Source organism: Streptomyces sp. NPDC037421, from assembly GCF_055602105.1.
Genome location: NZ_JBVJWV010000001.1, coordinates 655861 through 682270, shown reverse-complemented (window position 1 = coordinate 682270; position 26410 = coordinate 655861). Strand labels below are relative to the sequence as shown.

The following is a 26410-nucleotide window of genomic DNA, read 5'->3' as shown; positions in this document are numbered from 1 at the left end:
GGACGGCCCTGGGGGCGCCCACGGGGGCCCCCGGGGCGGCCGCGCGCCCCGGCCCGGGCGGGGGCGGCCCCACCCCCGCCCGACCGCCCTCCACGGACCCGCCCGCGACCTTCCCGCACCGCCTCCGACCTGCGGTTTCACACCCTTGCGGGATATGATCTCCCCCTGGCGAAAGGGGAGTTGATGGACCGCACCATACGCTCGGCCGAGGACGTACTGGACCTCCTGGACGGGCTGTTCGCGCAGGACGCCGACCGCTGGACGGACGGCGGCGCCTCCTGGTGGGACGGCTTCTACGCCGACCGCTCCAAGCCCGTGCCGTTCTTCGTGGCGAAGCCGGACGAGAACCTCGTCTCGTACGCCGAGAGGGGGCTGATCCGCCCCGGGCGCGCCCTCGACCTGGGCTGCGGGCCCGGACGCAACGCCCTCCACCTCGCCTCCCTCGGCTTCGAGGTGGACGCCGTCGACCTGTCGCCGGCCGCCGTCGCCTGGGCCGAGGAGCGCGCCCGCGAGACCGGAGCCACGGGCGTCCGCTTCCACCGGGGCGACGCCTTCCGGCTCACCGCCGCCGAACTGGGCGGCCCCTACGACCTGGTCTACGACTCCGGCTGCTTCCACCACCTGCCGCCTCACCGCCGCGTCAGCTACCTGGCGCTCCTGGACCGAGTCCTCGCCCCCGGCGGCCACTTCGCCCTCACCTGCTTCGCCTCCGGCGCCATGGGCTGCGAACTGCCCGACGCCGAGCTCTACCGGCAGGGCGGCCTCGGCGGCGGCCTCGCCTACACCCCCGAGTCGCTGCGCCTGATCTTCTCCGGCCTGGAGGAGGCCGAACTGCGCCGGATGCGCGACGAGGACGCCGGTTCCCCGCTCTTCGGCGAACCCTTCCTCTGGACGGCCCTGTTCCGGCGTCCGGAGCGGGCTCAGCGGTAACCGGTGGCGTCCGCCGGCCGCCCCGGGTCCTGGACCTCCACCATGTACCGCCAGGCGTCGGGCCGGCTCCCGTCGAGGTCCGTGAACCCGTAGACCCCCGCGAGCTGCCCGCTGGAGAGGGACTGCCCGTTCCAGCGGGACACCTCCGGGTCCGCGGCCAGCGCCGCGACGGCGCGCCCCACGTAGGAGGGGGTCTCGGAGATCGCGAAGTGCGGGACCTCCTCCAGCGCGTCCCGCCAGTTCTCCTCCGTCACCCCGAACGCCTCCAGCATGATCTCCGAACGCATCCAGCCCGGGGTCAGCGCCACCGCCGTCGCCCCGCGCGGACCCAGCTCGTGCCCGAGGGAGAACGCCATCCGCAGCACCGCCGACTTGGCCAGGTCGTAGAAGAACGAGTTCCGGTAGCGGGTCGCGTTGTAGTCGGCCGTTCCGTCGGTCATCTCCACCACCAGGCCGCCCGGCCGGCGCAGCATCAGGGGCAGCGCGAAATGGCTCGTCACCGCGTGCGTGTCGATCGCGAGCCGGAGCAGCCGAAGCCCCTGGTCCAGGTCGTGTTCCCAGACCGGGCTCTCCCACTCGAAGAGGTGCTCCCCGCCCCAGATGTCGTTCACCAGCACGTCGAGCCGGCCCTGTTCGGCGTCGATCCGCCCCACCAGCGCCTCCACCTGCCCGGGCTCCAGATGGTCCGCGACCACCGCGACGCCCCGGCCGCCGGCGGCCGTGACCAGCTCGGCCGTCTCCTCGATGGTCTCCGGCCGGTCGTACTCCGAACGCCGCCCGGCGGTACTGCGCCCCGACACGTAGACCGTCGCGCCCCGCGCCCCCAGCTGCACCGCGATGCCCCGCCCCGCGCCCCGGGTCGCCCCGGCCACCAGGGCCACCCCGCCTTCGAGGTCCCGCTCTTCACTCGGCATGCCCCGACCCTACGCCCGGCGCGGTCCGCCCCCGGGACACGGCCCGGCCGGGCTTGTACAACACCCCGTTCAGGCCGCACTGTTGGCCGGGATTCGTCCAACCGGCCAACCTCAGGAGAGCCCGCTTGTCACCCGACCGCGCGCACGCGCACCCCCAGGCCCACGTCATCGACCCCGCCGGCGGCTGCCCCCACGCCCTCAACGCCCGGCTGCGCGCCCGGGGCGCGGTGGCCGAGGTGGTCCTCCCGGGAGGCATACCCGGTGCGGTCGTACTCGGCCACGAGGAGCTGAAGGAGTTCCTGTCCCACCCCGACGTGGCCAAGGACGCCCGCCACTTCCCCGGCCTGCACGACGGCACCGTCCCCGCCGACTGGCCGCTGCGGGTCTTCGCCAACGCCCAGGGCATGCACACCGCCGACGACGCCGACCACCGGCGCCTGCGCTCCCTCGTGGGCAACGCCTTCACCGCCCGCCAGGTGGAGCGGCTGCGCCCGCGCGTGCAGGAGCTGGCCGACGAACTCCTCGACGGCCTCGCCCGCGCCGCCGAGGACTCCGCCGACGGGGTCGCCGACCTGCGCACCCACTTCGCGCTGCCGCTGCCGATGGGCGTCATCTGCGAACTGCTCGGCGTGGACCCCGAACACAGGGGCCGGCTGCACCACCTCTCCAACACCGTGATCATCTCCACCGACATCCCGCCCGCCGAGGTCATGGCCGCCGTACGGGAACTCGTCGAGCTGATCGCCGCCATCGCCGCCGCCCGCCGCGCGGAACCCGGCGAGGACCTCACCAGCGCCCTGATCGCGGCCCGCGACCACGACGGCGACCGGCTCAGCGAGGCCGAACTCATCGGCACCATGCGGCTGATGCTCGTCGCCGGCCACGAGACCACCCTCAACCTGATCAGCAACGCCGTCCGCGCCCTGTGCACCCACCGCGACCAGCTCGCCCTGGTCCTCGACGGCAAGGCGAGCTGGTCGGACGTGGTCGACGAAACCCTGCGCTGGGACGGGCCGGTCAGCTGGTTCCCCTTCCGCTACCCCACCCGCGACCTGACCCTCGACGGCACCGTGATCCCGCGGGGGACGCCCGTCCTGGCCGGCTACACGGCGGCCGGCCGCGACGAGGCCGTCCACGGCCCCGACGCGGACCGGTTCGACGTCACCCGCCCGGGCGCCGCCCGCAACCTCTCCTTCGGGCACGGCGCGCACTACTGCGTCGGCGCCCCCCTCGCCCGGCTGGAGGCCACCGTCGCCCTGGAGCGGCTCTTCACCCGCTTCCCCGGCCTCGGCCTCGCCGTCCCCGAGGCGGAACTCCCGCACCAGCGCAGCTTCATCGGAAACAGCGTCGAGTCCCTGCCCGTCCGCCTGACCGCAGGCTGAGCACCGCCTACGAAGGGGCGGCCGGCGCGGACAGCTCCGTACTCAGCCAGCCCAGCGCGTCCGGGTACATCGCGCTCCAGGTCTGGAAGTTGTGGCCCCGGACGGCCGTACGAGCGTCTTCACCCGGATCCCGGTGCCCTGCGCCGCCCGGGTGAAGTCCGCCAGCTGCCGCGGCGGGCTGTCCTCGTCCTGTGCGGAGGTGGCCAGGAACAGCCCGACGTCCGCCCCCTTCGCGTGCCCGACCAGCCACATCGGGCTGTTGCGCTCCCGCAGCACCGGATCGGCGAGCACCTCCGGGTCCCCGGTCAGCGGGTCCGGGTCCAGGGCCGCGCCCGCCCGGAACACCCCCGGGTACTGGAGCGGCAGCTTCACCGCGCAGAACGCGCCCGTCGACACGCCCATCAGCCCCCACCCCTTCGGCCCGGGCAGCGTACGGAAGTTCCGCGCGACCAGGTCGGGCACCTCCCGCGCGAGCCAGGTGGCGACCTTGCGCGACGGGGTGTCGCTGCAGTCGGTGTTCACCCCGCCGGGATGGATCTCCGGCACCACCAGCACGAACGGCCGCACCGCGCCGAGCTCCACCAGCTGCTCCAGGGCGTCCGGCATCGAACCGAGGCCGAACCATGAACCCGGCGAGCCCGGATACCCGTGGAGCAGCACCAGCACCGGGAACCGGGTCTTGTCCGCGCCCGGGGCGTCGTACTCCGGCGGGGTCCACACGATCACCTGGCCCGCGAGCTTCGAGTGGCTGCCCCGGAAATAGGTGCTGCGGGTGCCGTCGGCGCCCGGCGTGAACCTGGCCCGGCCCACGGGCGGCCCGGTCATCGCGGAGGCGCCGCGCCCGCCGGTGCCCAGCAGGTCGTCCCAGGACGCGTACAGCCCGTATCCGGCGTTGATCCAGGCGGCCACCACGCAGATCGCCGTCAGCTGGCACAGCCCGAGCATGATCACCCGGGCGGCCCAGCGGCCCGCGACGGGGCCGGGCACCCGGTTCCACAGCAGGAGCGCGAGGAGCATGGCGAGCACGGTGGCCGCGATCAGCGTGACGAGGAACGACGTGCCGGTCAGCTCCACGGCGTCGGCTCCTGGGATGCGGGACGTAGGGCGGCGTACCCCCTCACCATGCCCGGTCCCGCCGCGCTACGCGCGGACGTCCACCGTGACGGAGTGCCAGCCCGTCGCCCCGTCGGGCAGGGTGCCCGTACGCCGCTCCGGCTGTACCTCGCCCCGGCCGTCGGTCGCCCGGACCTCCAGGGTGTGCCGCCCGGGCGGCGCCTCCCACGGCCACACCCACTGCCGCCAGGTGTCCACCCCGTCCGCCGCCCCGAGCCGGGCCTCCCGCCAGGGTCCGCCGTCGGCCCGCACCTCCACCCGGGCGATCCCCCGGTGCTGTGCCCACGCGACCCCGGCCACCGCGAGCGGGCCGGCCGGGCGCCGGGAGAAGGGGCGCGGGGTGTCGATCCGCGACTGGGTCTTCACCGGCGCCTCCCGCGCCCACGAGCGGCGCACCCAGTACGCGTCGTACGCGTCGAAGGTGGTCAGCCGCAGCTCGCGCAGCCACTTGCAGGCGGAGACGTACCCGTAGAGGCCCGGGACGACCATCCGTACGGGGAAACCGTGCGTGAACGGGAGCGGCGCCCCGTTCATCCCGACGGCCAGCAGCGCCTCCCGGCCGTCCATCACGGCTTCGACGGGGGTGCCGATCGTCATCCCGTCCACCGAGCGGGCCACCAGCTGGTCGGCGGGCCCGCCCCGCGACGGCGGCCGTACCCCGGCCTCGCGCAGCAGGTCGGCGAGGCGTACGCCGAGCCAGCGGGCGTTGCCGACGTAGGGGCCGCCGACCTCGTTGGAGACGCAGCACAGGGTGATGTCGTGTTCGACGAGCGGCCGGGCGAGCAGCTCCGGCAGGGTCAGGGTCAGCGGCCTGGCGACGCCCTCCCCGCGGATGTCCAGCCGCCAGGAGTCCGCGTCGACCCGGGGCACCACCAGGGCGGTGTCCACGCGGTAGAAGTCCCGGGCGGGGGTGAGGAACGGCCCCAGGCCCGGCACGCGCAGGTCCGCCCCGGCGGGTACCGGCGGCGCGGGGACGGCGGGGGGCGGCAGGACCAGGTCCGCCCGGGAGGCGGTGGCCCCGGCCGCGCCGTGGGCGCCGAGGCGCCGGCCCGCGTATCCGGCCGCCGCCGAGGCGGCCACGGTGGCCGCCAGCAGCCGGCCGAAGGCGCGCCGGTCCAGCGGCCAGGTCCCGCCGGGGCGGCCGGCCGCCGGGCGGGGCCGGCGCAGGACGGCGGTCAGCGCGTACAGCACGCCGGCCGCCACCGCACCGCCCGCGAGCGAGGGCAGCGCGTCCAGCCGGTCCGCCCCCGGCCGGCCGAGGGCGGCCGCCATCCCGAGGACCCCCACCGAGGCGGCGAGCGCGCAGCCCGCGCGGGGACGGCGCAGCGCGAGGATCCCGGCCGTCGCGGCGAGCACGGCCAGCAGGACCACCGTCCCCAGGGTCAGCACCAGCTTGTCGGAGGTGCCGAAGGCCCGTACGGCCCACTCCTTCACGGCCGCCGGAGTACGGTCCACCACGACCCCGCCGACCGCCGTGAGCGGGGCCGCCTCGGGGCGTACGAACGCCGCCGCCAGGTCCGCGACGGCCAGCCCGGCGAACGCCGCGGCCAGGCCGGAGACGACGCCCGCCCGGCGCCGGCCTCGGTCCCCCCGTACACGGGTCATCCGGAGCACCTCCGTCCTGTCACGGTAGCCCCGGAACCCTCACGGACGCGCCGCTCCCGGCGGCTGCGCCCGCACCGCCTCGCAACCGCAGCCCCCGCCCGCGGCACGCCCCTCGGGGGCGGGACCGGCCGGGCGGCGCTTGCGCAGCTCCACGACGCCGTCGGTGATGCCGGCGGCGGGCGCGGGCGTCTGGGTGCGCTCGTGCGCGGTCTCGGACATGTCGGTGCACTCCTGTCGCCTCGTGGCCCGCATCGGGAAGGGGCGGCCGCCGAATCGTTCCGGCGGCCGCCCCTCCGGTCCGGGCCAGTGAACCCGGCACCCCCGCCGCGCGCGGTCCGCCCGGCGCCGATTCCCCCGGAAGTGTGATGGCGCCGGGCGGCTCCCCGCCGGAGTACTCCTGGACCGGAGTGCTCCTAGACCGGCAGGGACCAGGCCTGGTCCACCTGGTGGTCGCCGCAGGCCGCCAGCCGCAGCCGCTCGGCAGGGGCGTCGGGGGTCGCGGGCGCCGCCGGGGCGGTCAGGCACTGCCCGCTCGACTCCTCGACCAGGGCCCCGTCGCGCCGGTGGCTCCAGCTCTGGCCCGCCTGCCGGCCCGGGGCGCAGTCCGCCAGCTCCACCAGGCCGCCCGCGCGGGCCGTGAGGCACTCGCCGGCCAGCTTCAGCCGCCCGCCGCCGCCCAGGGTCCAGCGCTGGTCGGCCCCGGCGGTGCAGGTGCCGAGGACCACCGAGCCGACCCCGCTGGTGCTGGCCCCGTCGGCGCACTTGGCGCCGAGCCCGTTGATCTGCCCGGTGGGCACCGCCTCGGCGCAGCCCCGCGGGGTGAGCCGCCACACGGCCGTGTCGTGCGCGCCGAGCCGCCCGGTCAGCGCGTTCACCACCTCGGTGCGGCGCCCGGTCCACAGGTCCTCGGCGTCCACCACGCACGCGGCGGGCAGTCCGACGTCGGCCAGCGGCACGGAGACGTCCCGGGCGCTGCCGGAGCGGTTGAGGACGGCCACGGCGCGGTCCCCGTCCGCCAGCGGCCGGGCCAGCACCTCGAAGGTCGCGTTGGAGGAGACCACGGCGCCCTGCCGGCCCATCGGGTCCTGGTCCAGCTCGATCAGCCGGGTGTTGCCGAGCGCCGCGCGCCCGCCCGGGGTGAGCGCGGACACGTCGGAGGACAGGATGAAGGGGGCCGCCATCATCGCCCACAGCCCGACCTGGCTGCGGCTCTCCGCGTCCGTGAGGCCGGGGGCGCCCGCGATCAGGAAGTCGGGGTCGTTCCAGTTGCCGGGGCCCGCGTACCGGCCGAGCCAGCGGTTGTAGCCGTAGTTGCCGAGCACCGAGCTCCACCGGGAGGTGGCGGGGGCGTTCGGGGCGTACACCTTGATGTCCCGGCCCTCGCGCCACAACTGGCCCGTCTCGCCGACCCAGTCGAGGACCTTGTGCCAGTCGGAGCCGCCCCATTCGCCCTGCTGGAAGTAGGCGGGCGCGGAGGCGGACAGCACCATCGGGCGGCCGCTGTCGCGCAGCGCCCGGGCGACGGAGTTGTAGGCGTCCCGGTAGGCCTGCTCCTTCGTCTTCCCGGGCGGCACCCACAGGTTGCAGCCGTCCATCTTGACGTAGTCCACCTTCCACGACGCGAACTGCCGCGCGTCGCGGGCGTAGTGGTCCGGGCCGCCGCCGTCGGGGGAGCCGCTGCCCGGGTAGCGCTCGCAGGTGAGGGAGCCGGCGTCCTCGTAGATGCCGAACTTCAGCCCCTTGGCGTGCAGGTACTCGCCGAGCCAGGCCATGCCGTGCGGGAACCTCCGGGTGTCGGTGACCAGGTTCCCCTGTGCGTCGCGCTCCTTGAGCATCCAGCAGTCGTCCACGGTCACCGTGTCGTAGCCCTTGGCGGCGAGACCGCTGGAGACCAGGGCGTCGGCGTTGGCGACCACCTTGGCCTCGTCGATGTCGCACATGTAGTGCGCCCAGTTGTTCCACCCCATGGGCGGGGTGAGGGCGAGCGGGGTGTCCCAGGTCGCGGTCGGCTCGGCCGCCGCCGGGGCGGGGACGAGCACGAGGGCGAGCAGGGCGGCCGCGGTGAGACAGGGGAGCGAGGCGCGCGGGCGAGGCGGCACGGGGTCTCCTTGGCGTGGGGGAGTACCGGCGGACATTCGTGCCTCAGTGCAGCGGTGCGACTACCCGCTGTCAACATAAGTCGATGGTTATGGCTCAATGACCAGCAATATGGCCGCAGTCGATGTCACACGTCCGTGGCGGGCGAGATTGGGTGCCGTCGTACGTGACGGCGGCTGATACGCTGTATCTCATGCCGAGGAGATCACCCGCCCTGGACCGCGCCACCCCGGAGGCCATCGCCCTCACCGCCCTGCGCGTCCTCGACGAGGAAGGGCCCGGGGCCCTCAGCTTCCGCGCCCTCGCCGAACGGCTCGACGTCTCCCACGCCACCGTCCAGCGCCGCTGCACCGACCTCGCCGGCCTGCTGGACCTGTGCACCGACCACCTCGCCGGACAGCTCCCCGAGGTCCCCGCCGGCACCGGCTGGGCCGAGGCCACCGAACAGCGGTTCGGCGCCCTCTACCGGCTGCTCACCGCCCACCCCGGACTCCTCGCCCTGCGCGGCGGCCGCCCCTGGCTCGGCCGGCAGCTGCTGGCCCGCCTCGTCGAACCCGCCCTCGCCGACGGCGTCGCCGCCGGAATGACCCCGGCCGAGGCCATGACCGCCTACCGGCGGATGTACCTGCTCACCCTGGGCAGCGCCGCCTTCGTCGACCACCGCGACCCGGCCGGGGTCACCGCCGCCTCCCGGGCCGCCATCGCCGCCCTGGACCCCGCCGAATTCCCGGTCCTCACCGGCGCACTGGCCGAGGTACTGCCCCCGCTGACCGACCACGAGGTGTACTACGGCGCCCTGCGCCGGCTCATCGAGGCAGCCCGGCCCGCCCCCGGGCCGGCCACACCCTGAGACCGCGAAAGGCAGAACCGCCATGGAACAGCAGCTCGACTACGCCGCCGTCCGCGCCGCCGCCGCCCGAACCGCCGGCGCCGTCCGGCCCGCCGCGGTGGTACCCGCCCGCGAAGGCGTCTGGTACGCCCTCGAATACCTCCAGCACACCGGCTCCTTCAAGGCGCGCGGCGCGCACAACTTCCTCGCCGCGCACCGCGACGCAGGCCGCCTCCCGGCCGCCGGCGTCACCATCGCCTCCGGCGGCAACGCCGGCCTGGCCTGCGCCTGGGCCGCCCGCGCCCAGGGCGTCCCCGCCACCGTGTTCCTCCCCGGCAACGCCCCGCGCGTCAAGGTCGACCGGCTGCGCGGCTACGGGGCCGACGTACGGCTCGTCGGCGACCGCTACGCCGAAGCCCTCGCCGCCTGCCGGGAGTTCGCCGCCGGCAGCGGCGCCCTGAGTAGCCACGCCTACGACCACCCGCTCGTCGCCGCCGGCGCCGGGACCCTGCTCGACGAGGTACGGGCCGCCCTGCCGGGCCTCGACACCGTCGTCGTCGCGGTCGGCGGCGGCGGGCTGTTCGCCGGCGTCGCCACCGCCGCCCGCGAGCACGGCGTACGGGTGGTCGCCGCCGAGCCCGAGCACTGCCGGGCCCTGAACGCCGCCCTGGAGGCGGGCGAACCCGTCGACGTCCCGGTGTCCTCCGTCGCCGCCGACTCCCTCGGCGCCCCCCGGGTCTCGGCCGACGCCCTCGCCGCGGCCCGGCAGGGGAACGCCGTGTCGGTGCTCGTCCCGGACGAGGCGATCAGCGCCGCCCGCAGGGCGCTCTGGGCCGAGCACCGGATCGTCGTCGAGGCCGGCGCCGCCACCGCGCTGGCGGCCCTGCGCACCGCGCCGGAGCCGCTGGGCGAGCGGGTCGCCGTCGTCCTGTGCGGGGCCAACACCGACCCCGGGGACCTCTGAACGACGATCGTCGCCCCGGACCGAGACTTTCGAGTACGGCACCGGGCCACGCGTGCCTGCGAGGCTCCGACACGACGGTGCGTACCGCACCGGAACGTCGAGGGCACGGAGGAACGGGGCCATGGCTCAGCGCAAGGGTTGTCTCATCGGGTGCGGTATCGCGCTGGTGCTGGGGGTGGGGCTCCTCGTGGCGCTGTTCTTCGGGGCGGCCAAGGTCCTCGACATAGCCGACAAGACCCTGCTCGACCCGAAGGTCTACGAGGCGGTGAAGACCGGCGACGCCGAGAGCGAGGTCCGCGCGAAGCTGCCCTCGGGCGACAACTTCGTCAAGGACGCCCTCAAGGACGGCGGCCCCGCCGAGCCCGCCGGCAGCGTCTGCGCCTACTACCTCTCCGCCGCCGACGGCCAGACCGAGGACGTGCTCCGCTTCTGCTTCAAGGACGGCAAACTCGCGGAGAAGGCCCAGTACCGCATGAAGTAGCAACGGGACCGGGCCCTACCGCTCCGCGGCCCTACCCCCGGCCGTCCAGCCGGGCGGCCGAGCGCGACAGCCCGTCCGCGGCCGTGGCGCACCGCCGGGCCAGCTCGTCGACACGGGCCCGGAAGGCATCGGCCTGCGGGCCCCTCCAGTCCAGACCGTCACAGGCGCCGCGCAGCCGGTCCGCCCGCTCGCGCAGGGCGGCGGCGTGGCTGCGCAGCCCGTCGGCGGGGTGTCCGCTCACGACCGCTCCTTCCAGGGGGCGAAGGCGTTGGTCACTCCGGCCAGCGCCGGGGCCAGCTCGGGGTGGTGCCGCAGCAGCACCGTCACCATCGAGTTCCGGTCGATCCAGCGCAGCCCCTCGGCGGTGTACACCTCCGGCCGGTAGTCCGTGGTGAAGAACCGGTCGCTCTTGATGCGGCGGGTGGCCATCAGCGCGAACACCCGGAAGAGGGTGTCGCTGAACCCGAAGCCCGCCGGCCGCGGTTCGGCCAGGTTCCCGACCAGGGTGTCGACCCGGTCGAGCCGGCCGTCGTAGAGCTCCCGCAGCAGCGGGGTGTCGCCCGGGTGCCCGCCGGTGAGCTCCTCGAAGGAGGTGACCGGCCGCTTGCGCAGCATCCGCCGCTGGGCGTTGTAGCGGGGGATGCCCCGCTCGCGGTCGCGCAGGATGTCCACGGTCCCGAGGTCGATGTGCTCGCCGGACAGCCGCTTCAGGTTGCGCAGCGCGTCCGGGTGGTTGTGCAGGACCAGCGCCCCCGGGTTCGAGACGCCGAAGGTGTAGAACAGGTCGCTCATCCCGTACGCGTCGACCGCGGTGCGCGTGGTCGCGCCCTGCATGTCGTCGAAGCCGACGACCTCGCGCCGCCCCCCGCGCCGGTGGTCGCGGACGGTGATCTCGTCGGGGATCAGCGGGTGCAGCCGGTACGCCGAGACGAACTCCTCCGTCATGGAGAAGGGAGCGGCGTGGTGATCGGTGCCCGATCCCCGGGAACCGCTGAGGACCTCGCCGCCGACCCGGCCGAAGGTCTTGGTGACCCAGCGGGGCAGCAGCCCGTACCAGTTGGCGCGCATCGCCTGGTGCACCACGGGGTGGTCGAGGATGCCCGGGGTCCACTCCACGGTGTGGATCTTCGCCATGAGGGCGGTGTTGACCAGCCGCGCCGTGTGGAAGATCCGCTCGTCGTCCCAGGTGGGGTGCTGCGAACGGACCAGGTCGCAGATGGAGTTGTGCTCCTTGGCGAAGAGCGTGTGCAGCAGCGACAGGCCGGTCCAGTAGTCGCTGTTCATGCCCGTGGCGTCGAGGCAGTCCATCCCGGGCCGCGGATCGGCGGGCAGCCGGCCGCCGTCGACGATCAGCCGGCCGTGCTCCCCGGTGCGCAGCGAGCGGCAGCGGGCCTCGTCCGACCCGTAGATCTGCGAGCCGTCCCACCAGTGGCTGACGGTGTTCTCGTACGTCGGCGGCACGTCCGGCGTGGTGTGCGCGACCGGGTCGGGGCGGGTGCGGTTCACCCGCATCGGGCAGCTGCCGCCGTGCTCGGCCCAGTCGTCGTCGGCGGCGAGCGGGACCGTGAACGGCTCGGCCTCCTCGTTGTCCCCGTGATTGGCCCAGCCGTGGTTCTGGAACTGGATCCACGCGGCGGCCAGCAGGTTCAGGGTGGGCGCCGGGGTGAAGCCGCGCCGGGCCAGCAGCTGCCGGCTGACCTCGCGGGGACTGGGCGTCATCAGCGCCTCGTCCTCGTCCGGATACGCCATGTGCAGCGGGGTGTTGCGGTCCAGGCGGGTGCCCACCCGGCCCATGTCCTCGTCGTACGGGTCGTAGCCCGAGCCGTCGTACGAGCGGTACGGCGCGAGGTGCTTCGTGGGCCGGCGGTCGCGCTCGCCGCCCGCGCCGAAGGTGTCGTGCAGGTTGTGGCGGCGCAGGTCCTCGCGGATCACGGCCAGGTTCAGCAGGCCGAGCGGGGCGGGCAGTTCGTACCACTCGCGGGTGCGGTTGACCCGGGCGAAGGCCGCCGACTCCAGCCGCTCCAGCAGTCCGGGCGGGCCGTACGGCTGCGGCGCCGCCGGCGGCGGCTGGTGCCGGCGGGAGGTCTGGGCCGGCAGCTCCGGCGCCGCCGGCGCCGTATCCGTCGGGGGAGTGTGCGAGTCGGTGTCGGTCATGCGGGGTCCTCAGCGGTCGTGGAGGGTGAAGAGGTGCGTGCCGGTGACCCGGCCGCGGAAGGCGGCGAGCTCGGAGTCGACGTGCGTGCGCGCGTGGGGGACGTCGTGTTCGAGGTTGTGCGCGTACCGCTCGGCGGCATGGCACAGCGGGAAGGCGTGGGTGTCGTCGGTCCAGGTGAACTCGGTGAACTCCTTCGGGAGTTCGTACGGCGACACCGACGAGCGGCCCTCCAGGCTCGGCACGATGTCGTGCTCGTTGACGAGCGAGACCACCCGGGTGCGCGGATCGGCGGCCCGCTTCTGGTCGATCGGGGAACCGATCGCCACCACGTGCGTCACCGTGTACAGCGCGTTGAAGTCCCGGCTCGCCGCCAGGTTCATCGCGGTGATCCCGCCCTGGCTGTGGCCGACCAGCGCGACCTGCGCCCCGGAGGGGACGAGCCGGCGCAGGGCCCTGACCACCGCACGGGTATAGGTGGTGTCGATGGAGCCCACCGCGTCGATGCCGCCCAGCAGGTCCTGCGGGCTCTCCTGGTTGAAGCTCGGCCCCATTCCGGCCAGCTGGACCACGAAGCGCCGCTCGCCGTCCGGACCGTCGACCTCCTGGACGAGCAGCAGGCCGCGCGTGCCGATCCGGCCGATGTTGCGGACGTAGCCGACGATCGTGCCCGAGGTGTCGATGCTGCCCAGCAGCGCGGCCGAGGGCGTGTGCGGCTCGGCCCGGCCGCGGCCCCGGTTCAGGAACGCCCACACCGAGCTGCTGACACCGACGAAGTAGTCGGAGGTCAGCGGCCGGCCGGTGGCGATCTGCCAGCCGGCGGTGTCGTTGAGGGGGTTCTCGTCGGTCAGCGCGTTCCAGGCCATGATGTCCGTGAAGGACGGCGCCAGCAGGGCGAGGGCGTACTCCGCGCCCTTCTCCGTCAGCAGGCCCCGGAACAGCCGTACCGCCTCGGCCTGGCGGTCCTCGTCGATGGCGCGCAGCACCCGCGAGGTGGCCGGGTTGTCGAGCAGCTCCGGGTGGCGCACGGCCGCCGCCCGGATCCGGGCCTTGAGGCCGGTGACGGCGAGGCTGACCGCCAGGCTCTCCCGGCTGGTCAGCACCCCGGCCAGCCAGAGCGCCCCGGCGAGCGGGGCGCCGCCCTGCGGGGCCCAGCCCAGGCCCCGGGGGTCCATCAGGGTGCGCAGCAGCTCGCGCTGCGCGGCGCGGGCCCGGCGCGGGCCGGCCGCCGCCAGCGGCAGCCGGGAGCCGAGGGCGACCCGGGAGGCGTAGCGCGCGGCGTCGCGCACCGCGTCGGCCGCTTCGGCCAGTTCGCGGCACACGTGGTGCAGGGAGGCGATGTCCGGCTGGGTGACGGACGCTTCGGCTTCGGTCATGGCGGGACTCCTCCTACAGCCGGCCGAGGCGCAGCCGGATGCCGGCCGTGTCGAGGATCCCCGGCAGCGGACGCCCCGGGTCGAGCACCGGACGGGCCCCGGTGAGCCGGTGGCCGCGCAGCACCTCGGCGCAGACCAGCGAGGTCAGCAGCAGGGCGACGTACTCGCCCGGGCAGCGGGCGCCGCCGTGGCTGAACGGCGCCACCCGGGTGTCCCGGTGCACGTCCGGGGCCAGCCAGCGGCCCGGCGCGAACAGGTTCCCGCCGTCGACCCGCTCGGGGTCGCGCTGGTGGAACCCCATCGGCACCAGCACGTTGGTGCCGGCCGGGTAGCGCACCCCGCCCCACTCGGTCTCGGTGCGGGTGACCCGTACGAGGTCGGGCACGATCGGGTACAGCCGCACCGACTCCTCCAGGCAGGCCCGCAGCCTCGGCAGCCCGGGGACGCGTTCGGCCGCCTCGGCGTGGGCGGCCTCCTGCTCGGCCGGGTGGTGCGCGAGCAGCAGCAGGGTGCGGGCGACCACGGGCGCGGCCAGGTCGATGCCCAGCAGCCAGTGGTGGGTCTGGCCCAGCGGATCGGTGCCCTCCGGGGAGGGCTCGGCCAGGGCGCGGGCGGCCAGGGTGTGCGCGGGCGCGTCGGCCGCGTACCGGGTGATCCGGGCCTCGATCTTGGAGTAGAGCGCCCTGGCGGCGTCAGGCTTGCTGCGGCCCATCCAGTTGGCCTGACCGCGCAGGGTGGCGAGCCAGTCGGACAGCTCCTGGTCGTCGGAGGCCTGGTCGCCGAGGACCACCCGCCGGGAGATGCGGGTCAGGGTCTTCCACAGCAGAGGGAAGTCGACGACCGTGCGGCTGGTGAGCCGCCGGCACTCCTCCTCGACGACGGCCTGGAACTCCGCGCAGGAGGGGTGCACCGGCTGGTCGGCCGCGAGGGCGTGGTCGTTGACCCGGCGCCGGTCCTCGCGCACCTGGCCGTGGGAGCAGATCACCCCGGTGGGTTCGAAGACGGACAGGCTGGCGACCTTGTCGTCGGCGTCCATGGCGAGGTCCGAGACCGGCTCCTCGAAGAACCGCCGGATGTCGGCCTGGTCGAACAGGACCAGCATCTCGCCGGAGAGCGCGCGCACCATCACGGGGGCGCCGCGGTGCCGGGCCCGCATCGCGCGGAGCGTGGCGTTCGACCAGGCGGGCTGGTTGACGCGGGAGTACAGCGCGATGACCGGGAAGCGGGGGTTGGCGACGCCCCGCACGAAGACGGGCAGGGTGTGGGTGGCGACGAAGCGGACGGTCTCCGCCAGGCCGGCCCGGACGGGGGGCAGCGAGGGGGCCCCGCCCCGCGTGGTGTCCGGGGCTTCGGTGGACTGCGTCATGCCGTGACCACCTTGCCGGGGTTGAGCAGGTTCTTCGGGTCGAACAGCCGCTTGAGGCCGCGCTGGAGCTCCAGGGAGACCGGTCCCAGCTCGCGCTCCAGCCACTCCCTCTTCAGCGTGCCGATGCCGTGCTCGCCGGTGGTGGTGCCGCCCAGTTCGAGTCCGGCGGCCATGATGGCGTCGTACGCCTCCTGGGCGCGGCGGAACTCGTCCGCGTCGGACTCGTCGAAGACCACCGTGGGGTGCAGGTTGCCGTCCCCGGCGTGGCCGAGGGTGAAGATCTTCAGGTCGTACCGCCGGGCGATCTCCTCGATCTGCCCGATCAGCGTGGGGAGCGCGGTCCTCGGCACCGCGACGTCCTCGATGAAGGCGGTGAGCCCGCCGCCCCGGGAGGCCATGTACGCGGCGAGGGCCGGGCTGACCAGCCTGCGCGCCTCGATGATCTCGTACGCCTCCTCGCTGGTGGCGGACGTGGCGATGTGCTCGGCGCCGGCCTCCTTGCAGAGGATCTCCATGGCGGACAGCTCCGAGGAGGGGTCGGCGGAGTCGCTCTCGACGATCAGGGTGGCGGCGCTGCCGGGGCGCAGCAGCGGGTGGGTGCCGAGGTCCACGATGGCCTGGGTCGTGGCCCGGTCGAGGAGTTCGAGCGCGGACGGGGTGTGCCCGGCGGCGGTGATCGCGGCGACGGCGTTCCCGGCGGCGGTGAGGGTCGGGAACTGGGCCAGCAGCGACAGGGCCGGGGGCCGGGCGGGCCGCAGCGCGAGGGTGGCGCCGACGACCACCGCCAGGGTGCCCTCGGAGCCGACGATCAGGCGCGTCAGGTCGTACCCGGCGACGCCCTTGGCGGTGTCCCGGCCGGTGCGCATCCGCCGCCCGTCGGGCAGTACGAGGTCCAGCCCGAGCACGTAGTCGGCGGTGACCCCGTACTTCACGCAGCAGATGCCGCCCGCGCCGGTGGCGATGTTCCCGCCGATGGTGCAGCGGTCCCGGGAGGCCGGGTCCGGCGGGTACGTCAGCCCGTGCCCGGCCACGGCTTCCGCGAGGCGCCGGGTGGTGACCCCGGGCTCGCAGCGCACCAGGCGGTTGGCGGGGTCGACGGACAGGATCCGGTCCATCGCGGCGGTGGACAGCACCACGCAGCCGTCGACGGCGTTGGCGGCGCCGGCCAGGCCGGTGCGGGCGCCCTGCGGGACGACGGGGACGTCCAGTTCGTACGCGGTGCGCATGACGTGCTCGACCTGCTCGGCCGTGCGGGGGACGGCGACCACGGCGGGGGTGCCGCACTCGGAGAACGGGGCGGAGTCCCGGGAGTGGGCGGCGAGTTCCGCCGGGTCGGTGAGCAGGACCTCCGCGGGGAGCGCGGAGCGGAGCCGTTCGAGCAGCAGGGAGGTGGTGTCGCTGGTGAGGGGCATGCCGGCCTTCCGGGGGCGGTGCGGTGCGGTGGAACGACTGGAGTGGGGCTACAGGGTCGGGAGCTCGGTGGTGACCGGTACGTCGATCAGCACCGGGCCGTCCTGCTGGAGGGCCGACTCCCGGACCAGCTTGGTCAGTTCGCCGAAGCCGGTGGCCTGGTGGGCGCGGACCCCGTAGCCGGTGGCGATGGCCGCGATGTCCAGGCCGGGGATGTCGAGTCCGGGGGCGCCCTGGGCGCGCTCCACCTGGGCGAACCACTGGAGGATGGCGTAGCGCTGGTTGCTCAGGACGACGAAGGTGACCGGGATCTTGTACGCGGCCGCGGTCCACAGTGCCTGCACGGCGTAGTGGGTGGAGCCGTCGCCGATGACGCAGACCACGGGCCGGTCGGGGGCGCCGAGCTGGGCGCCCACGGCCGCGGCGAGGCCGAAGCCGAGACCGCCGCCCGCCGTGAAGAGGAACGAGCCGGGGGTGTCGATCCGGGTGGCGTCGTGGAACTGGCCCAGGTTGGACGGGGATTCGTTGACCCAGAGGGTGTTCGCGGGGGCTCCCTGGGCAATGGCCGTCATCGCGGCGAGCGGGGTGAGCACCCCGTCGGCCTCGGCCGTGGACTCGGCCCGCGCGATCCGCGCGGCCGGGGCGGCGGCCTCGCGTACGGGCAGCTCCGCGAGCAGGGCCCGTACCGTCAGGGCGAGGTCGGCGACGAGCGCGTCCCCGACGGGGGCGCGGGCCGCTTCGTCCGCGTCCCGGGTCAGGTGCACCAGCTCGGCGCCCTCGGGCAGGTAGGCCCCGGGGACGTAGGGGTAGTAGCAGAACACCGGCGCGCCGATCACGAGGACCAGGTCGTGCCCCTCCAGGCAGCGGGACAGCGGCGCGATGGCCGGGGGCAGCGTCCCCCGGTACTGCGGATGGGACTTGGGGAAGGCGACCCGGCCCTCGGTGGGCGCCGACCAGACGGGCAGCCCGGTGCGCTCGGCCAGTTCCACGACGGCGTCCCAGGCCCCGGAGGCGTCGACGTCGTTGCCGGAGACGAGGACGGCGTTGCGGGCGCCGGCCAGGCGGGCGGCGAGCTGCCGGACCACCTCGGCGGAGGGCGCGGCGGCGTGCGTCACGGTGCGGTCCGCGGTCCGCTGGGCGGCCCGGTCCTCGTCCTCGTCGAGGACCACGTCGAAGTCGTCCATCGGCAGCGAGACGAACACCGGTCCCTGCGGCGGGGTTTCGGCGACCTGCACGGCCCGGGCCAGGGCGGGGGCGACGTCCGCCGCGCGCGGGGGCTCGTACGCCCACTTCACGGCGGGCTGCGGCAGCAGGGTGGACTGCGGGTTGGCGAGCAGGGCCTCCATGGTGAGCATGGCGCGGACCTGCTGGCCGGCGGTGACCACCATGGGGGTGCGGTTGGCGCGGGCGTTGAGGATGGCGCCCATCGCGTTGCCCGTGCCCGGGCCGGTGTGCAGGTTGACCAGGCCGGTGGTGCCGGAGGCGAGGGCGAAGCCGTCGGCCATGCCGACGACCACGGCCTCCTGGAGCCCCAGTACGTAGCGGAAGTCGTCGGGGAACTGCTTGAGCATGGGCAGTTCGGTGGAGCCGGGATTGCCGAAGACCGTGGTCATCCCGCGGGCTCGCAGGACGTCGAGGGCCGACTCTCGGACCGTGCGCATGAGGGTTCCTTCGCGGAGCGGGCGGAAGCGGTGGGTGATCAATCCATCACATTGCGTTGACCAAGGCAAAATTCATGATCCGTTCGGGTCGGACGCCGAAGAAGCCTTGGCAGCCGCCCGCCCCGCGTGTTATCGGCTCAGGCCCGGCCCGCGTCCGCGAGGATGTCCTGGCTGGCCTTCTCCGCCAGCACCAGGGTGGGCGCCATGATGAACAGGCCCGGGATGCGCGGGAAGGCGGACGCGTCGACCACCCGGACGTTGGCGGTGCCGTGCACCCGCAGCCGGCCGTCCAGGACGGAGCCGCTCCGGCCGGCCGGGCCGATCGCGGCGGTGCAGGACGCGTGGTGCCCCCAGGCCTCCTTCCGGATCCAGGCGGCCAGCTGCGCGTCCGTGCTCACCCGGGGGCCGGGCGTCTCCTCCCGCACCGAGTCGAGGAACCCGGCCTTGGCGTTGATGCTGCGGATCGAGCGGACCGCCTCGATCATGGCGGCCACGTCCGCGTCCCCGCCCCTGCCGTCGTCCATCGAGCGGAAGTTGATCTGCGGCTGCCGGGTCGGGTCGGCCGAGGCCAGCCGCACGGTCCCGGCGCGGTCGGCCGCGTAGCCCTTGAGGACGAGCCAGGAGAAGTGCCTCTTGTCGCGCACCGCCAGCTCGTCGAACTTCGGCACGTATCCGGTGAAGTTGCCCGGCGCGCAGAAGACGAACAGCTCCGGGTGGTCCGAACCCCTGGACGCCCGGCGCTTGATGCCGGTGACCACGCCGTTGGCCCCGTACGGGGTCGCGGCGGGCGCCGGTGAGGCGCGCCACTCCGTCAGACAGGGGTCGTCCCGGTCCTTGAAGGTACAGCCCGCGATGGCGGTGAAGTCCCGGTTGAGCGCGGAGACCACCGACACCTCGTAGCGGTCCTGGAGGTTGGCGCCGACACCCGGCAGGTCGAGCAGGGTTGTGATGCCGTGCTCCGCGAGGTGCTCACGGGGGCCGATGCCCGACAGCATCAGCAGCTGCGGGGTGTTGAAGGCACCGCCCGCGACGATGACCTCGCGCGTCACCCGTACGGTGCGCCGCAGCCCGTCCCGTTCGGCGGCCGTCCGGGGGACGGCGCCGGGGGAGGCCTGGTAGAGGTGGCGGCCGGACAGGTAGGTGACGGCCGTGGCCCGCAGTTGACCCTGCCGCTCCTCGAACACGATCCGCTCCGCCAGCGCGTCCGTGGCGACGGACAGCTTCGCGGGATACCGGGACAGCACGTCGAGGAGCCGTTCGCGCACCGCGTGCCTGCGGCCCGCGCGGACCGTCATCGGGGTCGAGAAGGCGCCCTGGGCGCTGCGGTCCACATTGGACCTGGAGTTGACGTCCGTGTCGAGCGACGACGCGAGCGGCCCCGGCGGCAGCGGCTCGGACCTGGCCGCGAGGGAGAGCTTGTCGAGGAAGGCGTCGCGCAGGGCCAGCAGGAGGCTGGACTCCTCGGTCGGCTGCCAGGAGAGCACCTTCTGCCAGTGGGTGTCCCACATGACCTTCGGATCCCAGCCGGAATCCCCCGTCAGGTCACGGATGTACGCCCAGTCCTTGTGCTCCGGGTACATCAGGATGGTCGCGTTGTGCGCGGAGCAGCCGCCGAGGGTGGCGGCCCGGGGGTAGAGGATCCCCTTGCCGTCCACCCAGTTGGTGCCGTGCGCCGCGTCGTCGGTGTAGTGGCGCACCCACATGTCCCAGCTGATCTCCGGGTCGCAGGCGGCCTTCAGGTGCAGTGCGGGGACTTCGTAGTACGTCTGGTTGCCGTGCGCGGGACCGGCTTCGAGGACGAGTACGGAGTGCCCGGCCTCGGCCAGGTTGGCGGCGACGCTGGCCCCGCCGGGGCCGGAGCCGACCACCACGTACTCGACCTCGTCCGGGGTGTCGCGCCGCTGCCGGGCGGCGGGGACGGTCGCGAGCGCGGGAGCCGCCGCGCCGGTGAGCGCCGCCGCGGCGACGGCGGCCGTGGAGGCGAGGACCGTACGGCGGCCGGGGGAAAGGGAGTTCGAGGGGTTCGGGGAGGGGGAGTCGTGATCCATACGGCTGTCCTAGGGCTCCCCCTTGCGGGCGTACGCGCGCCACGCCGCGCCCTACCCGTACGGGTAGGGCGGTTCACCCCTGGGGGTGGTGCCCCGCGCAAACCCACCGTCCGGCACCCGGCGGCGCGGCACGCCCGGGCCGTCCGGTCCGCCCGGCCGGACCCGCGCTCTCCCCCCGTCCGGCCAGGGCTACGCCCCCTCGTACCGCCCGGCCAGGGCAGGCCGCATCCAGTGGCCGTCCGTGCTCCAGCCCAGCAGCCGGCGCGCCCGGCCGCCCTCGCCCGTACCGTCCGCGTCGAAGGAGCCGCCCCGGGCCACCAGGCGCAGACCGGCCAGCGCGGGTGCCAGCCGGGCCCGCACATGCGCCGGGCGCAGCGCCGACTCCGCCTCGATCCAGGCCAGTACGCCCGCCCGCTCGGCCGGCCCGCACAGCGACAGGTGGAACAGCATCTGCCGCCACGCGTACGCCGCGTCCTTGATCGCGGGCAGCGGGCGCGGGTTCCCCTCCACCCGGGCCACCAGCCGGCACACAGTCTCGAAGCACTCCCGGGCGGGCCGCGCCCAGCCGCCCGGCACGGTGACCCCGGCCCGCCCGACCAGGGTCGCGAGGTTGTGCGTGGTGAGGATCTGGGCCTGCTCGATCACCTTGCCGTTCGCCGCCGTCGACCAGGCGTGCCCGCCGCCCGCCCGCTCGGCGCACAGCGCGGCGAACTCGGGCGCGGTGCGCGCCGGACGGCCGCTCCGCGCCGATTCGGCGGCCTGGGACACCGCCATCCGGCGCAGCCCCGCGTAGTCGATGCCGTAGTAGCGCGCGTACAGGCTCTCCTCCAGGAGCTCCCCGGCGACCCGGGCGGCGACGAGGAACTTCGGGCCGAACGTGCCCATGAAGATGTCGGCGGCGAGCTCCTCCACGAAGGGCGCGCCCAGTTCCGCCTGCCGGGCCAGCTGGCCCAGCTCGCGCACCAGCGGGTTGGGCAGCACCGTGCCGGGGAAGGCGCGCACCGCCAGCCCGCCGAGCCGGCGCAGTGCCTCCGCGGCCGGCCCGGTGTCCGCGCCGTCGGTGCGCCGGTGGCCGGAGACCGCCCGCAGCCAGGGGAGTTCCTCGATCCGTACCTGCGACTCCAGGTTCAGCAGGAGCAGCGAACGGCGGCCCCGGAAGGCGCGGTACGTCGCCGCCATCAGGTTCCGCAGCGGCTCGTCCGCGTACCGCTCGGCGGTGACCGCCGCGACGAGCTGCGGCACCAGCTCGGCCAGCACCTCCGCCGACGGCACCACCCCGCGCTCCACCAGCACCTCCAGCGGGGCGCTCAGCGCCGCCCGGACGGTGGCGCCGACCGCCGCCGGCACCTCCGCACCGGCGGGCAGCCCGGTCTCGCGGGCCTCCTCGGGGCTCACCGGAGCCACCGGGGTGTCCGTGTCCGTGGTCCCGGCGCGCTGGTCGAGCCCGGAGATCCGGCGCAGCACCAGGCCGGCCAGCGCGTGGTGCGAGGGCAGCGCGGCCTGGCGGGCCTGGACCTCCCGGAGCCGGGTGTGCCCGGGCGAGCCGGGCGCGCCGCGCTTGGCCAGCATCGACTCGACGGCGACCCGCAGCAGCCCGGCCAGGCGGGGCGCGGGCGCGCGGCCGGCGACCTCCTCCTCCAGGGCCCGCCGCAGGATCGCGGCGTTCGACTTCGGGTCCAGGTGCTTCGTGCAGAGGGTGTGCTCGGCGGCCAGCGCCCGGTAGCGCGCCAGCAGCGCGGCGCCCTCGGCGTGCCAGTCCGGGCCCGGCACGCGCCCGTGGGCCAGGAGCCGGTGCGCGAGCAGCTCGTCCTCGAAGGGGCGCCAGACGGCGAGCGCCTCGCGCTGGGTCTCCACTGCCGTGTTGGGTCCGCGGCGGGCGAGCGCGGCCGAGGCCTCGCCGACGGTACGGCGGTGCACGGAGTCCACCCCGGGCGCGGGGCGGTCGGCGGGGCGGGGGGAGAAGCGCAGCCGGCCGGCGAAGGGCCGCAGCACCGTGACGAGTTCCGCGGCGGCGTCGAAGTCCCCGGCGCGCACCAGCCACGCCACGGTGGCCAGCGCCGCCTCCTCGGGCACGTGCACCTCGTAGCGGCCGCTGTCGAGCAGGGACCACAGGTACGCCAGGCCGTCCTCGGCGAGGAAGCGCGCGAAGAGCTCCGCACGGTCCGCCGGTACGCCGGCCAGCCGGGCGGCCTCCTCCTCGTACGGCAGCAGCGGTCCGCCGGCCGAGGCGCCGCCGGTGGCGAAGCCGCCGGTGACCACCTCGGGGGTGACCCAGGCGGGCAGCGCGGCGACGGGGGTGCGGGAGCCGATGCTCAGCGAGCCGTCCGCGATGCCGGAAAGGACGCTCTGCCACTTCCGGGCACGGGACAGGGCCCGCTCGCGGGTCGCGGCGTCACCGTGGTCCCGCGAGGTCCGCAGGGCCTGGGCCAGCCGGCCCGCCGCGTACGACGGGGACACGGATACGGCCACGGGCGCCGGTCCGGGGACGGGCGCCGGGGCGGGTCCGGCGGCGGGCGCGGGGCCGGGCCGGGACGGGTTCGGAGGCTGCTTGTCAGCGTGCGCGTTCATGGCCGACGTGGCAGGTTCCGCCCCTGCGCCCTCCGGGATGAAGCCCGGCGCTCTGCTGCTGAGCTACACGTCGTGGTAGGCCGTCAACCTAGGCGCCGGCCCGCCGGCCGCGCAAAGGATTTTGCGGCGGGCGGTGCGCCGGGCGGCCGGCCGCCCGCCCGGCGCGGGAGATAAACCGCTTCAGGCCATCGGGGCGCGGGCCTCGTTGACGGCCCCCCGCCGTCCGGTCAGCGTGGGCACCGCCCTCCGGCAGCGCAGCCGGAACCTCCCCGAAGGCGGCGACGATGACTCGTTCCCCCCTGACCCGCACGGCCGTCGCGACGCTGGTGGCCGCCGGCCTCCTGACCGCGTCCGGATGCGGCCTGAGCGGAGGCGGCGCCGGTGCCGACGAGGCCCGCAGAACCGGCGAGGTGTCCGGCGGGATCACCTTCCGCACCCTCCAGCTCAAACCGAAGTTCACCGCCTACGTCCAGGGCGTCATCGACTCCTTCGAGGCCGAGCACCCGAAGGTGAAGGTGAAGTGGGAGGACGTCCCCGGCGACGGCTACAACGAGAAGCTCGTCGCCGACGCCCAGGCCGGGGCCCTGCCCGACGTGGTCAACCTCTCCACCGACTCCTTCCAGCTCCTCGGGGACCGCGGCATGCTCGCCGACGTGGCCCGGCTCGACCCGGAGGTGGCCCGGGACTACGTTCCGGGCGCCTGGGAGCAGTTCAAGCTGCCCGGCAAGGGCGACGGCGTGTACGCCTACCCCTGGTACGTGACCCCCGAGGTCCTCACCTACAACAAGGACCTCTTCGCCAAGGCCGGCCTGGACGCCGGCAAGCCCCCGGCCACCGTCGAGCAGTTCTTCGACTACGCGGAGCGGATCGCCGCACGCTCCGGCGGCCAGTACGCCGCCTTCATGGCCGATCCCAAGGGCCGGCTGCCCGGCGACTGGCAGAAGATGGGCGTCCCCCTGCTCAACGACGCGCGGGACCGCTTCACCTTCGACACGGACCGTGCCGTCGCCTGGGTCGAACGGATGAAGGACCTCTACGCCAAGGGCGCCATGCCCAAGGAGTCCCTCCTGAAGGCCGACGACATCAACCAGCTCTACGGCGCCGGCAAACTCGTCTTCGGCCCCGGCTCCCCGGGGTTCGTCCGGGACATCAAGCAGAACGCCCCGCAGGTCTACGAACGCACCGGGGTCGCGGGCGCCGTCACCGGCACGCTCGGCCACATAGGGATCTACGCCCAGTCCCTCGGCATCCGCAAGGACACCAAGCACCCGGACGCGGCAGCCGAGTTCGCAAAGTGGGTCACCAACGGCCCCAACCAGGTGGAGTTCTCGAAGAACGCGACCATCTACCCCTCCAACGCCAAGGGCCTGGCCGACCCGCGCTTCACCGACCGGGGCGACGGCAAGGACGCCGAGACACTGGCCCGGGCCATCGGCGCGGAGCAGCTGAAGACGGCGGACCTCGACGCCAACACCCCCGTCCAGTGGACCAACCAGGTCGGCGACGCGGTGGTGCGGGAGGTGCAGAGGGCCATCCAGGGCGAGCAGGACGCCCGGACGGCGGTGCGCAGGGCCCAGGAGGAGGCCAACCGGCTGCTGGCCGCCGGGACGCGCAAGTGACCGCTCCCGCCCCGGCGGCTCCCGCTCCGGTGCGGGACCGGCACGACGTGAAGGGCCGGCGCCGGGCGGCACGGGACATGGGGGCCGACCCGGGCCTCGTCCACCGCAAGTGGTGGACCCCCTACCTCTTCCTCGCACCGGGCCTGGTGATGGTGGCCCTCTTCAGCGTCTGGCCGTTCGTCAACACCGTCGTGCTGTCCTTCACCGACGCCCGGATCCTGCGCGGCGGCTCCTTCGTGGGCTTCGACAACTACACCCGGGCGCTCGCCGATCCCGATTTCTGGACCGCCACCGGCAACAGCGTGCTGTACCTGGCGGTCGTCGTCCCCTGCCTGGTCCTGCTGCCGCTGGCCCTCGCGGTCCTCGTCCAGACGAAGGTCCCGGGCATCGGCCTCTTCCGCTCCGCCTTCTACACCCCGGTGATCGCCTCGGCCGTCGTCGTCGGCCTGATCTGGCAATGGGTGCTGCGCAGCGACGGACTGGTCAACACCGTCTTCGAGGCGCTCGGCGTCATCTCGGAGCCGATCCCCTTCCTCACCGACAGCACCATGCTGCTGTTCTCCGCCATGCTCGTGACCGTGTGGAAGGGCCTCGGCTACTACATGGTCTTCTACCTGGCCGCCCTCGGGAACGTGCCCGCATCCCTCCACGAGGCGGCCGCCCTCGACGGCGCCGGCCCCGTACGCCGCTTCTTCAGCATCACCGTCCCCCAGGTGAAGCCGATGATGCTGCTCGTCGGCACCCTCTCCGCGATTTCCGCGCTGCGCGTCTTCACCGAGATCTACATCCTCGGCGGCGAGAGCGGCGGCCCCGGCGGCGGCGCCCGCACCCTGCCCTTCCTCATCCGGCAGGTCGGCCTCGGCTTCGCCGGGGAGACCGGCTACGCCTGCGCCATCTCCCTGCTGCTGTTCCTGCTGACCCTGGTCTTCAGCCTGCTGGGCCACCGCCTGTCGAAGGGGGACGAGAGTTGAGTGCCGCCGGGACCGGCCGCGGGCGCCGCCGCGGGGGCCTGGCCGTCCGGTACGCCGTGCTCGTGCTCACGCTCGTGCTGATGCTCGGGCCGATCGTCTGGCAGTTCCTGACCTCGGTCCGCGGCCGCACCGAGAACGTGTACGACGGGCTGCTGCCCTCGCGGCCCACCCTGGACAACTACCTGCGCGTCGCCGAGTCCTTCCCGCTCGCCCAGTACGTGGGCAACACCCTGGTGGTGGCGCTGCTCGCGGTCGCCTCCAACACGCTGTTCGCGGCGATGGGCGGCTACGCCCTTTCCCGGGCCGGCTGGAAGGGCCGCAGGGCCGTCTTCACCGTCCTCGTGGCGACCCTGATGTTCCCCTTCGAGTCCGTGATGATCTCGATGTTCCTCACGGTCCGCGAGATGGGCCTGGTCGACACCCTCGTCGGGGTGTGGCTGCCCGGTGCCGTGTCCGTCCTCAACGTCATGATCATGCGGGCGGCGTTCCTCGCCGTGCCCCGGGAGATCGAGGAGGCCGCCGTCCTGGACGGCGCGGGGGAGTGGACCCGCTTCACCCGGGTGTTCCTCCCGGGTGCCCGGGGCGCCCTGGCCGTCGTCTGCGTCACCAGCTTCATGGGTGCCTGGGACGACTTCCTCTGGCCCCTGCTGGTCCTCACCGACAGCGACCACTACACCCTCCAGCTCGGCCTGAAGACCCTGGCCGGGGCCACCACGACCAGCGATCAGCGGATCGTCGCGGCGGGCGCGATGACCGCGCTCGTCCCGATGGTGCTGCTCTTCCTCCTCCTCCAGCGTTTCTTCTTCAAGGGAGTGGGCGAGGGAGCCGTCAAGACCTGACCGCCCCGCCCCCTTCGCGCCCCCGCCGTCCGACCCGCCGTCCGCCGTCCGCCGTCCGACCCGCCGTCCGTCCACGTCCCCGAAC

At 74.5% G+C, this 26410-nt stretch carries 21 protein-coding genes and 1 tRNA gene; 8 read left to right on the top strand and 14 right to left on the bottom strand.

Annotated features, from left to right (window positions below):
- Nucleotides 1-183 precede the first annotated feature (183 nt).
- Nucleotides 184-930, top strand: a complete 747-nt coding sequence (locus ACZ7IF_RS02975) for a class I SAM-dependent methyltransferase (RefSeq protein WP_470961981.1) — start codon at nucleotides 184-186, stop codon at nucleotides 928-930.
- On the opposite strand, the gene ACZ7IF_RS02970 is transcribed toward ACZ7IF_RS02975, so the two are convergent.
- Nucleotides 921-1844, bottom strand: coding sequence for an SDR family oxidoreductase (locus ACZ7IF_RS02970; protein ID WP_470961978.1), 924 nt, complete (start codon nucleotides 1842-1844; stop codon nucleotides 921-923). The two genes, ACZ7IF_RS02975 and ACZ7IF_RS02970, sit on opposite strands and share 10 nt — an antisense overlap.
- A 125-nt stretch (nucleotides 1845-1969) precedes the next feature.
- On the opposite strand from ACZ7IF_RS02970, the gene ACZ7IF_RS02965 reads away from it, so the two are divergent.
- Entirely contained in the window at nucleotides 1970-3226 is a 1257-nt protein-coding gene (locus ACZ7IF_RS02965) for a cytochrome P450 family protein (protein ID WP_470961975.1), read from the top strand.
- A gap of 42 nt (nucleotides 3227-3268) precedes the next feature.
- On the opposite strand, the gene ACZ7IF_RS02960 is transcribed toward ACZ7IF_RS02965, so the two are convergent.
- The 4 genes from ACZ7IF_RS02960 to ACZ7IF_RS02945 form a co-directional block, all read right to left on the bottom strand.
- Nucleotides 3269-4300, bottom strand: a complete 1032-nt coding sequence (locus ACZ7IF_RS02960) for an alpha/beta hydrolase (RefSeq protein WP_470961972.1) — start codon at nucleotides 4298-4300, stop codon at nucleotides 3269-3271.
- A gap of 66 nt (nucleotides 4301-4366) precedes the next feature.
- Entirely contained in the window at nucleotides 4367-5944 is a 1578-nt protein-coding gene (locus tag ACZ7IF_RS02955) for a molybdopterin-dependent oxidoreductase (RefSeq protein WP_470961969.1), read from the bottom strand.
- Nucleotides 5945-5983: 39 nt separating this feature from the next.
- Complete coding sequence (locus ACZ7IF_RS02950; RefSeq protein WP_470961966.1) at nucleotides 5984-6163, bottom strand: hypothetical protein; 180 nt, start codon at nucleotides 6161-6163, stop codon at nucleotides 5984-5986.
- A 194-nt stretch (nucleotides 6164-6357) separates the two neighbouring features.
- The gene (locus tag ACZ7IF_RS02945) at nucleotides 6358-8043 is read right to left on the bottom strand and encodes a ricin-type beta-trefoil lectin domain protein (protein ID WP_470961963.1); all 1686 of its coding nucleotides are present in this window, start codon (nucleotides 8041-8043) and stop codon (nucleotides 6358-6360) included.
- A gap of 191 nt (nucleotides 8044-8234) precedes the next feature.
- Between ACZ7IF_RS02945 and ACZ7IF_RS02940 the strand changes: the two genes are divergently transcribed.
- From ACZ7IF_RS02940 to ACZ7IF_RS02930, 3 genes are all read left to right on the top strand, one after another.
- On the top strand, nucleotides 8235-8891 hold the full coding sequence (locus ACZ7IF_RS02940) for a TetR/AcrR family transcriptional regulator (protein WP_470961960.1): 657 nt from the start codon (nucleotides 8235-8237) through the stop codon (nucleotides 8889-8891).
- Nucleotides 8892-8913: 22 nt separating this feature from the next.
- Complete coding sequence (locus ACZ7IF_RS02935) at nucleotides 8914-9834, top strand: serine/threonine dehydratase (RefSeq protein ID WP_470961957.1); 921 nt, start codon at nucleotides 8914-8916, stop codon at nucleotides 9832-9834.
- Nucleotides 9835-9955: 121 nt separating this feature from the next.
- Nucleotides 9956-10315, top strand: coding sequence for a hypothetical protein (locus ACZ7IF_RS02930; protein WP_470961954.1), 360 nt, complete (start codon nucleotides 9956-9958; stop codon nucleotides 10313-10315).
- 31 nt (nucleotides 10316-10346) lie between these two features.
- Here the strand turns inward: ACZ7IF_RS02930 and ACZ7IF_RS02925 are convergent, their stop codons facing one another.
- The 9 genes from ACZ7IF_RS02925 to ACZ7IF_RS02885 all read right to left on the bottom strand — a co-directional run bounded on the left by ACZ7IF_RS02925 (nucleotide 10347) and on the right by ACZ7IF_RS02885 (nucleotide 22969).
- Nucleotides 10347-10556, bottom strand: a complete 210-nt coding sequence (locus tag ACZ7IF_RS02925; protein ID WP_470961951.1) for a hypothetical protein — start codon at nucleotides 10554-10556, stop codon at nucleotides 10347-10349.
- Nucleotides 10553-12469, bottom strand: a complete 1917-nt coding sequence (locus ACZ7IF_RS02920; RefSeq protein WP_470961948.1) for a peroxidase family protein — start codon at nucleotides 12467-12469, stop codon at nucleotides 10553-10555. The genes ACZ7IF_RS02925 and ACZ7IF_RS02920 overlap by 4 nt, the downstream gene beginning before the upstream one ends.
- 9 nt (nucleotides 12470-12478) lie before the next feature.
- Nucleotides 12479-13843 carry an alpha/beta fold hydrolase gene (locus ACZ7IF_RS02915; protein ID WP_470961945.1) on the bottom strand — a complete coding sequence of 455 codons (1365 nt, stop codon included), beginning with the start codon at nucleotides 13841-13843 and terminating at the stop codon, nucleotides 12479-12481.
- 13 nt (nucleotides 13844-13856) lie between these two features.
- On the bottom strand, nucleotides 13857-15209 hold the full coding sequence (locus ACZ7IF_RS02910; protein ID WP_470961942.1) for a cytochrome P450: 1353 nt from the start codon (nucleotides 15207-15209) through the stop codon (nucleotides 13857-13859).
- Nucleotides 15206-16621, bottom strand: coding sequence for an FAD-binding oxidoreductase (locus tag ACZ7IF_RS02905; RefSeq protein ID WP_470961939.1), 1416 nt, complete (start codon nucleotides 16619-16621; stop codon nucleotides 15206-15208). Before ACZ7IF_RS02905 ends, ACZ7IF_RS02910 begins: the two co-directional genes overlap by 4 nt.
- A gap of 48 nt (nucleotides 16622-16669) precedes the next feature.
- A complete protein-coding gene (mdlC, locus tag ACZ7IF_RS02900; RefSeq protein ID WP_470961936.1) occupies nucleotides 16670-18280 on the bottom strand; it encodes a benzoylformate decarboxylase in 1611 nt (536 codons plus the stop codon).
- 137 nt (nucleotides 18281-18417) lie between these two features.
- Entirely contained in the window at nucleotides 18418-20328 is a 1911-nt protein-coding gene (locus ACZ7IF_RS02895) for a GMC family oxidoreductase (RefSeq protein WP_470961933.1), read from the bottom strand.
- A gap of 189 nt (nucleotides 20329-20517) precedes the next feature.
- Nucleotides 20518-22896, bottom strand: coding sequence for an ATP-binding protein (locus ACZ7IF_RS02890; protein ID WP_470961930.1), 2379 nt, complete (start codon nucleotides 22894-22896; stop codon nucleotides 20518-20520).
- Nucleotides 22896-22969, bottom strand: a tRNA-OTHER gene (locus tag ACZ7IF_RS02885). Before ACZ7IF_RS02885 ends, ACZ7IF_RS02890 begins: the two co-directional genes overlap by 1 nt.
- Before the next feature lie 211 nt (nucleotides 22970-23180).
- Here ACZ7IF_RS02885 and ACZ7IF_RS02880 point away from each other — a divergent pair.
- The 3 genes from ACZ7IF_RS02880 to ACZ7IF_RS02870 all read left to right on the top strand — a co-directional run bounded on the left by ACZ7IF_RS02880 (nucleotide 23181) and on the right by ACZ7IF_RS02870 (nucleotide 26325).
- Nucleotides 23181-24515 (top strand): ABC transporter substrate-binding protein, encoded by a 1335-nt coding sequence (locus tag ACZ7IF_RS02880; protein ID WP_470961927.1) that lies wholly within the window; start codon nucleotides 23181-23183, stop codon nucleotides 24513-24515.
- Between the two features lie 77 nt (nucleotides 24516-24592).
- Nucleotides 24593-25486 (top strand): carbohydrate ABC transporter permease, encoded by an 894-nt coding sequence (locus ACZ7IF_RS02875; RefSeq protein WP_470962312.1) that lies wholly within the window; start codon nucleotides 24593-24595, stop codon nucleotides 25484-25486.
- Nucleotides 25483-26325, top strand: a complete 843-nt coding sequence (locus ACZ7IF_RS02870) for a carbohydrate ABC transporter permease (protein ID WP_470961924.1) — start codon at nucleotides 25483-25485, stop codon at nucleotides 26323-26325. The genes ACZ7IF_RS02875 and ACZ7IF_RS02870 overlap by 4 nt, the downstream gene beginning before the upstream one ends.
- Nucleotides 26326-26410: the final 85 nt, after the last annotated feature.